Source organism: Streptomyces sp. NPDC029296 (assembly GCF_055569255.1).
This window is the reverse complement of record NZ_JBVHXT010000031.1, coordinates 16,225-31,533: the sequence shown is the minus strand read 5'-3', so window position 1 is coordinate 31,533 and position 15,309 is coordinate 16,225. Positions and strand designations below refer to the sequence as shown.

Sequence of the window (15,309 nt, the reverse complement as noted above, 5' to 3'; positions counted from 1 at the left end):
CGTGACACTTCAGCAAGAGATCGTCGGCAACGCCATGCAGATGGCGGTCGTCAGCCTGCGCCCCGGCCAGACCGTGTACTGCGAGGCCGGGAAGTTCCTGTTCAAGACGGCGAACGTGACCATGGAGACCCGGTTGTCCGGCCCTTCCGGCGGCGGCGGACAGCAGCAGGGCGGCTCCGGCGGCATGGGCGGACTGCTGCGCCAGGCCATGGGCACCGCCATGCAGGTCGGGCAGCGCATGCTCGCCGGCGAGTCGCTGGCCTTCCAGTACTTCACCGCCCAGGGCGGCGAGGGCACGGTCGGTTTCGCGGGCGTGCTGCCCGGGGAGATGCGGGCCCTGGAACTGGACGGCACGCGCGCGTGGTTCGCCGAGAAGGACGCCTTCGTGGCCGCCGAGTCCAGCGTCGAGTTCGGCATCGCCTTCGCCGGCGGGCGCACCGGCACGAGCGGCGGCGAGGGCTTCGTCCTGGAGAGGTTCACCGGGCGGGGCACGGTGATCATCGCCGGCGCCGGCAACTTCATCGACCTGAACCCGGCCGACTTCGGCGGCCGCATCGAGGTCGACACCGGCTGTGTGGTCGCCTTCGAGGAGGGCATCCAGTACGGCGTCCAGCGCGTCGGCGGCCTCAACCGCCAGGGGATCATGAACGCCGTCTTCGGCGGCGAGGGCCTGTCCCTGGCCACCCTGGAGGGCAACGGCCGGGTGATCCTCCAGTCCCTCACCATCGAGGGCCTGGCCAACGCGCTGAAGAAGGCCCAGGGCGGGGACAAGCAGGGCCCGACCGGCGGGCTGTTCTCCACCCACGCCGGCTGACCGGGATCCGCCGCGAAGACCGAGGCCCGGCCGGAGCGGGCCGGGCCTCGGGGGTGCTGCGCCGTTCCTCGGGCCGGGCCCCCGGGGGAGGGGCTCAGCAGCCGTAGTCGATCAGGTCGAACGAGGCGTAGTGGTCCGCCGTGTAGTAGTCCTCCCGGTACTTCTCACCGGTGACGATGCGCCGCGCACCGCGGGTGGAGGAGCCGGGAGTGATCACGGTGTACTCGTGGTAGTAGCCGGCCGTGTGGCCGGGCAGGACGCCTTCCCGGTTCTGGAAGACGCTCCCGTCCTGGGAGTACGGATACGGACCGCCCTGTTCGATCAGCTCCAGGGTGTCGTACGCCTGGGCGGGAAGATCTCCGTAACAGACGCTGCCGACCGACTGTGCCGCGGCGTCCGCCGTGGTGGCCGTGACGGTGCCGCCCACCAGGAGGGCGGACAGGAGGGCGGCTGCCGTGCCGATGCGCGTGGCGCGTGGGGGGAATCTCATGCCCTCATGATGACGCGCGTAGATCATGGCATGTCAATGTCAAGCACGGAGAGTTTCCCGGTACGTCCGGGGATTTTTCCGGGGGTTGACCTACGGCCGTTTCCGGCTGTCCGCCGCGGCCCACAGCGCGAGCGCGAGCACCACGAGCGCGACGCTCGCGTAGACCTCGTGACCGTCGAGGAAGCCGAGGCGCTGCACCAGGCCCACCCGCCAGCCGGTGAACTCGTGCACCAGGCCCATGACGCCCTGCACCAGCGCGATGAATCCGAGAAGTTCCAGTAGCTGTTTCACCCGGCGACTCTCGCCCGGCGGCCTCCCCCCGCGCATCGGCCGCGCGGCGAGCGTCCGCCGCCGAAGGACCGCCTCCCGCCCCGGCGGGCCGCGCCGGAAGTCTCCCGGCGGTGCGACTTTGGTCGACCGGCGCCGGTCGCGAGGTCGCCGATCCCCGGCACGGGGCGGCGGCGGGACCCCGACCGTGCGTAGATTTGCCGACCGTGAGCGACGACGAGCGGGCGCGGGCGCCGAGAGACTTCACGGGGCGCCGGTGGCTGTTCCCGTCCGCGCTGGTCCACGAACTGGATCCGGACGCCGGGTCCCCGGGCCGACGGCCACGGCGCACCGCGCGCGACTGGGTCGTCGACTTCTCCTGCTTCCTCCTGGCCGTCCTCACCGGCCTGGCGGCGGCCCGGTCGGTGGCCGAGGAGACCGGCCTGCCGCACTCCCTCGCCGTCCTCGACCAGGTGCTGGGCGCCCTGTCCTGCGGCGCGCTCTGGCTGCGCCGCCGGTGGCCGGTCGGGCTCGCCGTCGCGATGGTCTCGGTCGGACTGCTGTCCAACACCTCGGGCGGCGCGGGGATGGTCGCCCTGTTCACGCTCGCCGTGCACCGGCCCTTCCGGTACGTCGCCTGGATCGGCGGCGCCGGCCTCGCCCTGGCCCCGCTCCTGTACTGGATACGGCCCGACCCCGATCTGTCCTACGCCGGCGTCGTCGCCTTCGCCACGCTGCTCACCGTGTCGATCACCGGCTGGGGCATGTTCGTCCGCTCCAAGCGGATGCTGATGCTCAGCCTGCGGGACCGGGCGCACCGGGCGGAGACCGAGGCCCGGCTGCGCGCCGAGCAGGCCCAGCGGCTGGCCCGGGAGGCCATCGCCCGCGAGATGCACGACGTGCTCGCCCACCGGCTCACCCTGCTCAGCGTGCACGCGGGCGCGCTGGAGTTCCGGCCGGACGCGCCCCGCGAGGAGATCGCGCGGGCCGCCGGGGTGATCCGGGAAAGCGCCCACGAGGCCCTGCAGGACCTGCGCGAGATCATCGGCGTGCTGCGGGCCGGCGACTCCGAGGAGCCTTCCGGCGGGCGACCCCAGCCGACGCTGGCCGCGCTGGACGCCCTGGTCGCCGAGTGCCGCGAGGCCGGGATGAAGGTGACCCTCGACCACCGCGTCGCCGATCCCGCCGCCGTCCCCGCCTCCGTCGGCCGCACCGCCTACCGCATCGCCCAGGAGGCCCTGACCAACGCCCGCAAGCACGCCCCCGGCACGGAGGTCACGGTCCATCTGACCGGCACCCCCGGCGAGGGCCTGACGGTGACCGTCACCCACCCGGCACCGCCCGCCGAGGTCCCGCCCGTCCCCGGCTCCGGGCAGGGCCTGATCGGCCTCACGGAACGGGCCACCCTGGCGGGCGGCCACCTGCGGCACGGCGCCCGGCCCGACGGCGGCTTCGAGGTACGGGGGTGGCTGCCGTGGCCGCGGGCGTGAGGGGCGCCGTAGGCGGCTCCGGCGTCGTCCGTGCGCGAGCCGGGCGGAGGCGCGTGCCGCGTCCCGGTACGGACACCGGCCGGGGCCCTGTCGGCGCCCGGCGTCGGCGGGACGACGGGCACGGCACCCGACCCCGCACGGTTGCGTTCCACCGCCTGACGCCTGACGCCTGACGCCTGACGCCTGACGCCTGACGCCTGGTCCGCCTGATCGGCCGGCGCGCCTCGCCCGCTCGGCCGCCCCGCCCCGTAGCGCCCCCTCGCCACCCCTCAGCCCGCCCCCACCACCGACCGTTCCGCCGCCCCCGGTCCGCCGGGCGTGATTTCGTAACCCCATGACTGCGACGCCGATCAGACTTCTCCTTGTCGACGACGACCCCCTCGTCCGTGCCGGGCTGGCGCTGATGATCGGTGGGGCCGGGGACATCGAGGTCGTCGGGGAGGCCGCCGACGGCGGGGAGGCCGAGGAACTGGTGCGGCGGACCCGGCCGGACGTCGTCCTCATGGACATCCGGATGCCGGCGGTGGACGGGATCACCGCGACCCGACGGCTGCGCGCGCGGCCGGACGCGCCGCAGGTCGTGGTGCTCACCACCTTCCACGCCGACGAACAGGTCCTGCACGCGATGCGCGCCGGCGCCGCCGGCTTCGTGCTGAAGGACACCCCGCCCGCCGAGATCGTCGACGCCGTGCGCCGGGTCGCCGCCGGCGACCCGGTCCTGTCGCCCGCGGTCACCCGGCAGCTGATGCGGCACGCGGCCGGCTCCGCCGCCGACGCCCGGCGGACCCGGGCGCGCGAACGGCTCGCCGTCCTCAACGACCGCGAACGCGAGGTCGCCGTCGCCGTCGGACGCGGGCTCGCCAACGCGCGGATCGCCGCCGGACTCTTCCTCAGCGTGGCCACCGTCAAGGCGCACGTCTCCCGTGTGCTCGCCAAGCTCGGTCTCGACAATCGGGTGCAGATCGCGCTGCTGGTCTACGACGCGGGGCTGCTGGACGGCGACGGCGGCGAGGGACTCCAGGACGGCGACGGGACCCAGAGCCGGAGCCGGACCGCACGGCCCCGGCGGTCGCGGTGAGGGGACCCCCGGGGGAGCGCCCCGTGAAGGCCTCGGGAGCCGCCGAAACCGACCGGCCCCGAATATGTCCGGACAACCTGACGACACGACTTCCCGTCCATCAGGTGCGGGACTACGCTCGGCCCCGTGCCGAAACCAGATGTGGACCCCTCCGTGGCGCTCGACCTCCGCGTGGACCGTAGCTCCCCGGTGCCGTTGTACTTCCAGCTCTCCCAGCAGCTGGAGTCCGCCATCGAACACGGCAGCCTCACCCCGGGCAGCCTGCTGGGCAACGAGATCGAGCTGGCCGCGCGGCTCGGGCTGTCCCGGCCGACCGTCCGCCAGGCCATCCAGTCCCTCGTCGACAAGGGGCTCCTCGTCCGGCGCCGGGGCGTGGGCACCCAGGTCGTGCACAGCCAGGTCAAGCGCCCGCTGGAACTGAGCAGCCTCTACGACGACCTGGAGGCGGCCGGCCAGCGCCCCGCCACCAGGGTGCTGGTGAACACGGTCGTACCGGCCCCCGCCGAGGTCGCCGCCGCGCTCGGCGTTCCCGAGGGCGGCGAGGTGCACCGCGTCGAGCGGCTCCGCCTCGCCCACGGCGAACCCATCGCCTATCTGGTCAACCACCTCCCGCCCGGCCTGCTCGACCTGGACACCGTCCGGCTGGAGGCCACCGGCCTGTACCGGATGATGCGCTCCGCCGGGATCACCCTGCACAGCGCCCGCCAGTCCATCGGCGCCCGGGGTGCCACCGCCGCCGAGGCCGAGCGGCTGACCGAGGCCGAGGGCGCCCCGCTGCTGACGATGCGGCGCACCACGTACGACGACACCGGCCGCGCGGTGGAACTCGGCGACCACACCTACCGCCCGAGCCGCTACTCCTTCGAGTTCCAGCTCCTGGTGCGACCGTGAACACAGCCCGGCATTCTCTGCGATATACGGACAAAGAGGACGTTCCCCGGTCCCCGGTCGTGCCGGCCGCGTGCGGCATGTCCGATACTGAAGTGTTTGGGGCAGGTGAGTCACCGCCGGGACGCGCCCACGGTGAGGTCGCCCGCCCCTTATGTACGTCGGAGCAGAGCAAGAGCGGCAAGAAGGGCACGGCCTCGTGGCACGGTTTCGGACCTGGGTAGGCATAGCGCTGGCGGGGGCACTCTCCGTGTCCCTCGCGGCATGCAGCAGCACCGGAGGAAAGCGGGCGGAGGACGCCCGCAAGGCCGCCGCGGCCCAGGGCAGGGCGGCGGTGAACACCCCCCGCTGGACCTTCGCGATGATCACCCACTCGGGGGACGGCGACACCTTCTGGGACATCGTCCAGAGCGGCGCCAAGCAGGCCGCCGTCAAGGACAACATCAACTTCCTGTACTCCCACGACGACGAGGCCCAGCAGCAGGCCCAGCTGGTGGACGCGGCCGTGGACAAGAAGGTCGACGGCATCATCGTCACCCTCGCCAAGCCGGACGCCATGAAGGCCGCCGTGGCCCGCGCCGAGAAGGCCGGCATCCCGGTGATCACGGTGAACTCCGGCTCCGAGCAGTCCAAGGCCTTCGGCGCCCTCACCCACATCGGCCAGGACGAGACCGTCGCCGGCGAGGCCGTCGGCGACGAGCTGAACAAGCGCGGCAAGAAGAAGGCCCTGTGCGTGCTGCACGAGCAGGGCAACGTCGGCCACGAGCAGCGCTGCGACGGCGTCGCCAAGACCTTCCGCGGCACCCTGCGCAAGCTCTACGTCAACGGCACCAACATGCCCGACGTGCAGTCCGCCATCGGGGCCAAGCTCCAGGCCGACAAGTCCATCGACTCCGTCGTCACCCTCGGCGCGCCCTTCGCCGACACCGCCGTGAAGGCCCGGACGGACGCGGGCAGCAAGGCCGAGATCGACACCTTCGACCTCAACCCCAAGGTCGCGGCGGAGCTCGAGGACGGCACCCTCGGCTTCGCCGTGGACCAGCAGCCGTACCTCCAGGGCTACCAGGCCGTCGACCTGCTGTGGCTGTACAAGTACAACGCCGACGTCCTCGGCGGCGGCAAGCCGGTGCTGACCGGCCCGCAGATCGTCACCAAGGACCAGGCCGCCGAGCTGGCGGAGTACACCGAGCGGGGCACCCGATGAGCGCGGTCCTCGACGAGAAGCCGGCCGACGAGCGGCTGCTGCCCGGCTCCCCGCTGCGCAAGCTGCTCGCCCGCCCGGAGCTGGGCTCGGTCGTCGGCGCCCTCGCCGTCTTCGTCTTCTTCGCCTTCGTCGCCGACGGCTTCCTGCGCACCTCCAGCCTCAGCACGGTGCTGTACGCCTCGTCGACCATCGGCATCATGGCCGTACCCGTCGCCCTGCTGATGATCGGCGGCGAGTTCGATCTCTCGGCGGGCGTCATGGTGACGTCGTCCGCGCTGGTCTCCTCGATGTTCAGCTACCAGATGACGGCGAACACCTGGGTCGGCGTGGGCGTGTCCCTGCTGGTCACGCTGGCCATCGGCGCCTTCAACGGCTTCATGCTCACCCGCACCAAGCTGCCCAGCTTCATCATCACCCTCGGCACCTTCCTGATGCTGACCGGCATGAACCTCGGCTTCACCAAGCTGATCGACGACACGGTCTCCACCAAGACCATCGGCGACATGGAGGGCTTCGACAGCGCCCGCGCCGTCTTCGCCTCCACCCTCACCGTCGGCGGCGTCGACGTGAAGGTCACCATCCTGTGGTGGCTGGGCCTGGTCGTCCTCGCCTCCTGGATCCTGCTGCGCACCCGCCCCGGCAACTGGATCTTCGCCGTCGGCGGCAACGAGGAGGCGGCCCGCGCGGTCGGCGTCCCGGTCACCCGCACCAAGATCGGCCTCTACATGGGCGTCGCCTTCGGCGCCTGGATCTCCGGCCAGCACCTGCTCTTCTCCTTCGACGCCGTCCAGTCCGGCGAGGGCGTCGGCAACGAACTGATCTACATCATCGCGGCCGTCATCGGCGGCTGCCTGATCACCGGCGGCTACGGCAGCGCGATCGGCTCGGCCGTGGGCGCGCTGCTGTTCGGCATGACCAGCAAGGGCATCGTCTTCGCCGAGTGGAACCCCGACTGGTTCAAGTTCTTCCTCGGAGCGATGCTGCTCCTCGCGACCCTGCTCAACGCCTGGGTCCGCAAGCGCGCGGAGGCGACCGCATGACCCTTGTCGAACTGACCGACGTCAGCAAGCACTACGGCACCGTCCGCGCCCTGGAGGGCGTCTCCCTGGAGGTCCACGCGGGCCAGATCACCTGCGTCCTCGGCGACAACGGCGCGGGCAAGTCGACGCTGATCAAGATGATCGCGGGCCTGCACCGCCACGACGGCGGCACGCTGCGCATCGAGGGCGAGGAGACCACCCTCTCCTCCCCGCGCGAGGCCCTGGACCGGGGCATCGCCACGGTCTACCAGGACCTGGCCGTCGTCCCGCTCATGCCGGTCTGGCGCAACTTCTTCCTCGGTTCCGAGCCCCGCAAGGGCGCCGGACCCTTCAAGCGCATGGACATCGACCTGATGCGCCGCACCACCCGCGAGGCACTGCTGCGCATGGGCATCGACCTCAGGGACGTCGACCAGCCCATCGGGACCCTCTCCGGCGGCGAACGCCAGTGCGTCGCGATCGCCCGCGCGGTGCACTTCGGCGCGAAGGTCCTCGTCCTGGACGAGCCGACGGCCGCCCTGGGCGTCAAGCAGTCCGGTGTGGTCCTGAAATATGTGGCCGCGGCACGCGACGAGGGCCTGGGCGTCGTCCTGATCACCCACAACCCGCATCACGCGTACCTCGTGGGCGACCGGTTCGTGCTCCTGAGGAGGGGCACGATGGTGGGCAATTACACACGCGACGAGATCACCCTGGACGAGCTGACCAAGCAGATGGCGGGCGGAGCCGACCTGGACGCCCTGGTACACGAACTGCAGCGAGGCTGAGGACGCGGGGCCGCGCCGGCGTGCGGCCGCGCCGCGCGGGTGCGGGAAACCACCACGGACCCGCCGCCGGCACCGGACGCGCACCCCCCGCCTCCCCGCCCCGTACGGCACTCAGCGTGAGCGTGCGGCAGAATCGTCCAACGATGAGCACCTACCGCGACCTCACCGCCCCCATCGGTTCCCGCCGCGCCCCGGTCCTGCGCACCGTCGGCACACGAGAGCGCCGGTCCCACCTGACCGCCCCCCGCGTGCCCACGGTCGGCATCGACATCGGCGGCACCAAGGTCATGGCGGGCGTCGTGGACGCCGACGGCAACATCCTGGAGAAGCTCCGCACGGAGACCCCGGACAAGTCCAAGAGCCCGAAGGTCGTCGAGGACACCATCGTCGAGCTGGTCCTGGACCTGTCCGACCGGCACGACGTGCACGCGGTGGGCATCGGCGCCGCCGGCTGGGTGGACGCCGACCGCAACCGCGTCCTGTTCGCCCCCCACCTGTCCTGGCGCAACGAACCGCTGCGCGACCGCCTCGCCAGCCGGCTCTCCGTGCCGGTCCTGGTGGACAACGACGCCAACACCGCCGCCTGGGCGGAGTGGCGCTTCGGCGCCGGCCACGGCGAGGACCACCTCGTGATGATCACCCTCGGCACCGGCATCGGCGGCGCCATCCTCGAGGACGGCCAGGTCAAGCGCGGCAAGTTCGGCGTCGCCGGCGAGTTCGGCCACATGCAGGTCGTGCCCGGCGGCCACCGCTGCCCGTGCGGCAACCGCGGCTGCTGGGAGCAGTACAGCTCCGGCAACGCGCTCGTCCGCGAGGCCAAGGAGCTGGCCGCCGCCGACTCCCCGGTGGCCTACGGCATCATCGAGCACGTCAAGGGCAACATCGACGACATCACCGGCCCGATGATCACCGAGCTGGCCCGCGAGGGCGACGCGATGTGCGTGGAGCTGCTCCAGGACATCGGCCAGTGGCTCGGCGTCGGCATCGCCAACCTCGCCGCCGCCCTGGACCCCTCCTGCTTCGTCATCGGCGGCGGCGTCTCGGCCGCCGACGACCTGCTCATCGGCCCGGCCCGGGAGGCGTTCAAGCGGCACCTCACCGGCCGCGGCTACCGCCCCGAGGCCCGCATCACCCGCGCCCAGCTCGGCCCCGAGGCCGGCATGGTGGGTGCCGCCGACCTCGCCCGGCTGGTCGCCCGCCGGTTCCGCCGGGCCAAGCGGCGCCGGGTGGAGCGGTACGAGCGCTACGAGCGGTACGCCGAGGCGCGCCGCGCCCAGGACACCGCATGACGCCCTCGCTGCCCCACCAGGGCGGTCCGCCACCGGAGCCGGACCGGCCCGCCGAGCACCCCCGGCGCCGGGCCCGGCGCCGGGCACTCACCCTGCTGATCATCGTCCTGCTCATCGGCGTCCCGGCCGGCTATCTGGTGATCTCCGCCAACCAGAGCCGCGACAGCGGCAAGGACAAGGAAGCCAAGTACTCCGCGACCGGCCTCACCGCCGGCTGGCCGTCCAAGGTGCAGCGCCGCCTCTACCAGGTGTCCGTCCCGCACCCCGCCGAAGACATCGCCTACTACGAGACGAACAACTGGAAGACCAGCCGCCTCTACGTCCAGTTCCGCACCAACCCCGCCGGCCTCGACAGCTTCCTCGGCGCCATGGGCGCGCGTCCGGAACAACTGCGCGAGGACGAGATCACGATCGGCGACCGCGACCGCGAGGTCAGCGGCTGGACCTTCACCGGCCCCGGCCCCTGGCGGGGACTGACCCACGAGCAGAGGAACCCCGCCCCCACCCAGGACGTCGTCGTCAACCTGTCCGACCCCCGGCACCCGATGGTGTACGTGGTCTCCCGCACGGTCCCGTGACCCGGGGCCCCGCCCGGGCCCCGGAGCCGATTGTCAGACCCCGCCCGTAGAGTCGAAGACGACTGGTCCGACGCGAGGGCGGGAGGTGGCAGGACGTATGACGAGCGGCACGGCCGTGGTGACCGGGCACACGGAGGGCTCCCCGGAGACCGGGACCGGGCACCCGGCGTGGGCCCGCCTCGCGGGTGTCTACCTGCCCGCGCCCCTGCCCCGCGACGGCCGCCTCGCCTTCTGGGACCCCGCGGGCGAGGCGCTGCCCACGGCACCCGATGACACGGCCGTCGAACTGACGGTCGTACGCCGCCACGGCAGCGGAGTGCGCCGCCGCCGGGTGCCCGCGCTGACCCTGCCGCTCGCCCGGGCCCTGCCGCTGCTGGTGCGCGCCCGCCGCGACCCGGCCGCCCACCCGGCCACCGCCTGCTGGGGCGCCGCCGCCCTGCACGCGCTGCGGCTCGTCGCCTCGGGCCGGCTGCTGCCCGGCCTGACCCCGGCCGGCCACGACGCCTGGCGGGCCGGCCCGCTGGACCCCGACGACCTCGCCCACCTGCGCGCGATCGCCGCCGCCCTGCCCCCCGAGGGCCACGCCGTGCCCCTCCCCGGCCCCGGCGCGCTGACGCTGCCCGAGCCCGAGGCCCTCGTCCGCTCCTTCCTCGACGCGGTCGCCGACACCCTCCCGCGCACCCCCGCCGCCCCCCACACCTCCGGCCGGCCCTTCGCCGCCCAGGCACCCCAGAGCCTGCCCGCCGCCCACGAGTGGGCGGCCGAGGTCGCCGCCGGCATGGACGCGGGCGTCCGCGTCTCGCTGCGCCTGGACCTGTCGGCGTACGACGTCTTCGACACCGGCGCGAGCGACGGCGCCCGCGCCGCCGGAGCCGCCGTCGTCCAGGTCCACAGCCTCGCCGACCCCACCCTGGTGGCCGACGCGGCGGCCCTGTGGGCGGGGGAGGCCGACCCGGCGTTCGGACCCCGCGCACGCGTGGACGCCGCCCTCGCGATCCGGCGCGCCGCCCGGGTGTGGCCGCCGCTGGACCGCCTCGCCGAGCAGGACGTGCCCGACGTCCTCGCCCTGTCCGAGGAGGAGCTGAGCGACCTGCTCGGCATCGCGGCGGGCCGGCTGGCCGCCGCCGGGGTCGCCGTCCACTGGCCCCGGGACCTCGCCCGCGACCTGACCGCCACCGCCGTGATCCGCCCGGCCCCCGGCTCCGCCACCGACGGCACCGGCTTCTTCGACAGCGCCGACCTGCTGGCCTTCCGCTGGCAGCTCGCGCTCGGCGGCGAACCGCTCGACGAGGCCGAGATGGACGCCCTCGCCGAGGCCCACCGCCCCGTCGTACGGCTGCGGGACCGCTGGGTGCTGGTCGACCCCGCGCTGGTCCGCAAGGCCCGCAAGCGCGAACTGGGCCTGCTCGACCCGGTCGACGCGCTGTCCGTCGCCCTCACCGGCACCGCCGAGGTGGACGGCGAGACCGTCGAGGCCGTCCCCGTCGGCGCGCTGGCCGCCCTCCGCGACCGGCTCACCGCCGGCTTGCGCCCCGCCACCGCGCCCCCCGGCCTCCACGCCACCCTGCGCGACTACCAACTGCGCGGGCTGGCCTGGCTCGATCTGATGACCTCCCTCGGCCTCGGCGGCTGCCTCGCCGACGACATGGGCCTCGGCAAGACCGTCACCCTCATCGCCCTGCACCTGAAGCGGGCCCGCACCGAACCCACCCTCGTCGTCTGCCCGGCCTCCCTCCTCGGCAACTGGCAGCGGGAGATCACCCGCTTCGCGCCCGGTGTTCCGGTCCGCCGCTTCCACGGCCAGGACCGCACCCTGGACGGCGTCGAGGGCGGCTTCGTCCTCACCACGTACGGCACCATGCGGTCGGCGGCCCCGCACCTCGCCGGACGGCCCTGGGGCATGGTCGTCGCCGACGAGGCACAGCACGTGAAGAACCCGTACTCGGCCACCGCCAAGGCACTGCGCACCATCCCGGCGCCCGCGCGCGTGGCGCTCACCGGCACCCCGGTGGAGAACAACCTCTCCGAACTGTGGGCCCTGCTCGACTGGACCACCCCCGGCCTCCTCGGCCCGCTGAAGTCCTTCCGCGCCCGGCACGCCCGCGCGGTGGAGAGCGGCGAGGACACGGAGGCGGCCGAGCGCCTGTCCCGGCTGGTCCGCCCCTTCCTGCTGCGCCGTAAGAAGTCCGACCCGGGCATCGTCCCGGAGCTGCCGCCCAAGACCGAGACGGACCACCCGGTGCCGCTCACCCGGGAACAGGCCGCGCTGTACGAGGCGGTGGTGCGCGAATCGATGCTGGCCATCGAGACGGCCGAGGGCATCGCACGGCGGGGCCTGGTGCTGAAGCTGCTCGGCGCGCTGAAGCAGATCTGCGACCACCCGGCGCTGTATCTGAAGGAACGGCCCGACCCGGAGCGCCTGGCCGCCCGCTCCGGCAAGCTCGCCCTGCTCGACGAACTGCTGGACACCCTGCTCGCCGAGGACGGCTCGGCCCTCGTCTTCACCCAGTACGTCGGCATGGCCCGGCTGCTCACCGCCCATCTGTCCGCCCGCGCGGTCCCGGTCGACCTGCTGCACGGCGGCACGCCGGTACCGGAGCGCGAGCGCATGGTCGACCGCTTCCAGAACGGCGGGACCCCGGTCCTCGTGCTGTCCCTGAAGGCCGCCGGCACCGGCCTGAACCTCACCCGCGCGGGCCATGTCGTCCACTTCGACCGCTGGTGGAACCCGGCGGTCGAGGAGCAGGCCACCGACCGCGCCTACCGCATCGGCCAGACCCAGCCCGTCCAGGTCCACCGCCTGGTCACCGAGGGCACGGTGGAGGACCGCATCGCCGAGATGCTCGCCGCCAAGCGTGCCCTGGCCGACGCCATCCTCGGCTCCGGCGAGGCGGCCCTCACCGAACTGACGGACCGCGAGCTGTCCGACCTCGTCTCCCTCCGGAGGACGCCGTGACGCCCCCCGACCACACCCACCCCGCCGACGAGGCCCGCCGGGCCCTCCGGGAGGCCCGCCGACGGACACCCACGGAACGCGAGCACACGGCGGCGGGTACGGCCGAGGGGGAGCGTGCGGTGCCGGGCACGGTCGACGGAGAGCGTGTGGCAGCGGGCTCCGTCGAGGGGGAGTGCCCGGAGCCGGGTGCGGAAGCGAGGCCCGCCGATGTGGCGAGGGCGGCCCTCAGAGAGGCGGCCGCCCGCCGCACCGACGACGCGCACCCGGAGGTCGTCGAGTGGCACGCCCGGAGCGCGACCGAGGGGGCCGTGGACCCCGTCCACGAGGGGCTGGAGGCCGGCCCGGAGGGCGCGGGTCCCGCGTCGGAAAGCGGCGGTGAGGGCGCCGGCCCCGTGTCCGGAAGCGGTGAGGCGGGTCTCGCGGGGGGAGCCGAGCCCGAGGGCGCCGGTGCCGTGGGGCGGGCCGGGCCGGGCCGGGGCGGTGCTGCGCCGGATGGTGGTCGGGGAGGTGCTGTTTCCCGGTGGGGAGCGGCTGGGCCGGGTCCGGGCGGTGCTGCGGCGGAAGCCCGTTCGGAAGGTGCCGGTTCCGGGCGGGGAGCTGAGGCGGAGGGCACCGGCCCCCTGCCGGAAGCCGTTCTGGGCGGACCCCCTGCCGCGCGGACGGGCGAGCCGGATGGCGCCGGTCCTGCGGGCGGCGCCGGACCGGATGACACCACCCCTGTGCGGGAGAACGAACCGGATGACGCCACCCCTGTGCGGGGGAGCGAGCCGGACGATGGCCCTGTGCGTGGGCGTACCGGTGGTGCCGTCGGCCGGCGTCCCGGTGATGTCGCCCGGGAGGCGCTGCGGGCGGCGCGCGCGGAGGCGGCGCGTGCGGAGGCCGAGGCCGCCGCAGGGGCGGGACGCGGTCGGCGCGGGGCCGAACCGGGCCGCTCCGCCGGGCCTCGCACCTCGCCCTCGCCCGGAGAGGAGACCCCGCCCGCCCGGGCCAGGACCGTGCGGGACATGCGGCACTACCTGGCGACCGCGTTCCGTATGCCCTCGTGGACGGAGACCACCGACGGCGAGCCGGAGGACCCCGCCCACGCCACCACGACCCCGCCCGCCGAACCGGCGGAAGGCGACCCCGGGCCGGGCGCGGCGGCACAGCCGTGCTTCGGGTCCGGGTCCATGGCCACCCCCCACCGCGACGGTGAACTCCGCCGCACGTTCCCGGCGTTCCCCGCCCGGGTGGGCGGCGGCACCGGCGAAGCGTTCGCCGGGACCTGGTGGGGCAACGCCTGGGTCGGTGCGCTGGAGCGGGGCGCGCTGGACCCCAAGCGGCTGGCGCGCGGCCGGGGTTACGCCGACCAGGGACAGGTGGACGCCATCACCGTCACACCGGGACTGGTGCTGGCGTACGTCCGGGGAAGCCGGCCCCGGCCCTACCGGGTGCAGATGCGGGTACGCACCCTGGACGACGCGGACTGGGAACGGTTCCTGGACGCCGCGGCCGACCGGCCGGGCCATATCGCGGCGCTGCTCGACAAGGAGCTGCCGCAGTCGCTCGCCGACTGCGGTGTCGCCCTGCTGCCCGGGCCCGGCGACCTCTCCCCGCGGTGCAGCTGCCCCGACTCCGGTCACCCCTGCAAGCACGCCGCCGCCCTGTGCTACCAGACGGCCCGGCTGCTCGACGCCGACCCCTTCGTCCTCCTCCTGCTCCGCGGCCGGGGCGAGAGGGAACTGCTGGACGCGCTGTCCCGGCGCAGTGCCGCCCGGGCGGCCCGCGCCGCGCGCGAACGGGAACCGCGGACCCTGCCCGGCGTCCGCGCCACCGACGCCCTGGCGGACCGTCGCCTTCCGCCGCCGCCCCCGCCGTTGCCGGTGCCCCCGCATGCCGGACAGCCTCCCGTCTACCCCTCGGCGCCCGGCGGCCCGGACCCCTTCGCGCTGGACCAGCTCGCGACGGACGCCGCCGCCCGCGCCCACGCGCTGCTCACCACCGGACGCGATCCGGTCGGCGGCCTCACCCTGTGGCAGGACGCGGTGCGCCTGGCCGCGGCCCGCCCGGGTTCCGGACTGACCGCGGCCACGCGCACGCTGTACGCCGGGCTCGCCGACGCGACCGGCCGCAGCCCGGCCGATCTCGCGCGCGCCGTGGCGGCCTGGCGGCAGGGCGGGGAGGCGGGGCTGGCCGTCCTGGAGGAGCCGTGGGATCCGCCGGCCGGCCGCTTCGACCGGGCCCGCCCGCTGCTGCTCGCCGCAGACCTGCCGGCGTTCCGCCCCTGGCGCAACCGCCTCACCCACCCGCGCGGCCACGTCCAGCTCCGGCTGGGCCGCGACGGGCTGTGGTACGCCTACGAGTCGGAGCCCGGCCAGGACGACTGGTGGCCCCGCGGCACCCCGGACGCCGACCCGGTAGGCGCCCTGACTGGCCTCGGCATATCCGATCCCCTCTGACCCCGGCCGC

Annotated in this window: 13 protein-coding genes; 11 read left to right on the top strand and 2 right to left on the bottom strand. The window is 74.2% G+C overall.

Annotated features, from left to right (window positions below; all coding sequences use genetic code 11):
* The first annotated feature begins 1 nt into the window (after position 1).
* Entirely contained in the window at positions 2-814 is an 813-nt protein-coding gene (locus ACZ4W9_RS25750; RefSeq protein ID WP_467939724.1) for an AIM24 family protein, read from the top strand.
* A gap of 94 nt (positions 815-908) precedes the next feature.
* Here ACZ4W9_RS25750 and ACZ4W9_RS25745 read toward each other — a convergent pair whose 3' ends face one another.
* Both ACZ4W9_RS25745 and ACZ4W9_RS25740 read right to left on the bottom strand, forming a co-directional pair.
* Positions 909-1,304, bottom strand: a complete 396-nt coding sequence (locus tag ACZ4W9_RS25745; RefSeq protein WP_467939722.1) for a guanyl-specific ribonuclease — start codon at positions 1,302-1,304, stop codon at positions 909-911.
* A 90-nt stretch (positions 1,305-1,394) separates the two neighbouring features.
* Positions 1,395-1,595: a hypothetical protein gene (locus ACZ4W9_RS25740; RefSeq protein WP_467939720.1), complete on the bottom strand. Its 201-nt coding sequence runs from the start codon at positions 1,593-1,595 to the stop codon at positions 1,395-1,397.
* Between the two features lie 203 nt (positions 1,596-1,798).
* Between ACZ4W9_RS25740 and ACZ4W9_RS25735 the strand changes: the two genes are divergently transcribed.
* The 10 genes from ACZ4W9_RS25735 (at position 1,799) to ACZ4W9_RS25690 (ending at position 15,299) form a co-directional block, all read left to right on the top strand.
* The gene (locus ACZ4W9_RS25735; RefSeq protein WP_467939718.1) at positions 1,799-3,061 is read left to right on the top strand and encodes a sensor histidine kinase; all 1,263 of its coding nucleotides are present in this window, start codon (positions 1,799-1,801) and stop codon (positions 3,059-3,061) included.
* A gap of 334 nt (positions 3,062-3,395) precedes the next feature.
* Positions 3,396-4,139 carry a response regulator transcription factor gene (locus tag ACZ4W9_RS25730; RefSeq protein ID WP_467939716.1) on the top strand — a complete coding sequence of 248 codons (744 nt, stop codon included), beginning with the start codon at positions 3,396-3,398 and terminating at the stop codon, positions 4,137-4,139.
* A gap of 153 nt (positions 4,140-4,292) precedes the next feature.
* A complete protein-coding gene (locus tag ACZ4W9_RS25725; RefSeq protein WP_467939871.1) occupies positions 4,293-5,030 on the top strand; it encodes a GntR family transcriptional regulator in 738 nt (245 codons plus the stop codon).
* Between the two features lie 196 nt (positions 5,031-5,226).
* Positions 5,227-6,231: a sugar ABC transporter substrate-binding protein gene (locus ACZ4W9_RS25720; protein ID WP_467939714.1), complete on the top strand. Its 1,005-nt coding sequence runs from the start codon at positions 5,227-5,229 to the stop codon at positions 6,229-6,231.
* Positions 6,228-7,271 (top strand): ABC transporter permease, encoded by a 1,044-nt coding sequence (locus ACZ4W9_RS25715; protein ID WP_467939712.1) that lies wholly within the window; start codon positions 6,228-6,230, stop codon positions 7,269-7,271. The genes ACZ4W9_RS25720 and ACZ4W9_RS25715 overlap by 4 nt, the downstream gene beginning before the upstream one ends.
* On the top strand, positions 7,268-8,038 hold the full coding sequence (locus ACZ4W9_RS25710; RefSeq protein WP_467939710.1) for an ATP-binding cassette domain-containing protein: 771 nt from the start codon (positions 7,268-7,270) through the stop codon (positions 8,036-8,038). Before ACZ4W9_RS25715 ends, ACZ4W9_RS25710 begins: the two co-directional genes overlap by 4 nt.
* 143 nt (positions 8,039-8,181) lie before the next feature.
* On the top strand, positions 8,182-9,327 hold the full coding sequence (locus ACZ4W9_RS25705) for an ROK family glucokinase (RefSeq protein ID WP_467939708.1): 1,146 nt from the start codon (positions 8,182-8,184) through the stop codon (positions 9,325-9,327).
* On the top strand, positions 9,324-9,905 hold the full coding sequence (locus ACZ4W9_RS25700; RefSeq protein WP_467939706.1) for a sugar kinase: 582 nt from the start codon (positions 9,324-9,326) through the stop codon (positions 9,903-9,905). The genes ACZ4W9_RS25705 and ACZ4W9_RS25700 overlap by 4 nt, the downstream gene beginning before the upstream one ends.
* A 97-nt stretch (positions 9,906-10,002) precedes the next feature.
* Positions 10,003-12,861 carry a DEAD/DEAH box helicase gene (locus ACZ4W9_RS25695; RefSeq protein ID WP_467939704.1) on the top strand — a complete coding sequence of 953 codons (2,859 nt, stop codon included), beginning with the start codon at positions 10,003-10,005 and terminating at the stop codon, positions 12,859-12,861.
* Between the two features lie 635 nt (positions 12,862-13,496).
* The gene (locus tag ACZ4W9_RS25690; RefSeq protein ID WP_467939869.1) at positions 13,497-15,299 is read left to right on the top strand and encodes an SWIM zinc finger family protein; all 1,803 of its coding nucleotides are present in this window, start codon (positions 13,497-13,499) and stop codon (positions 15,297-15,299) included.
* Positions 15,300-15,309 lie beyond the last annotated feature (10 nt).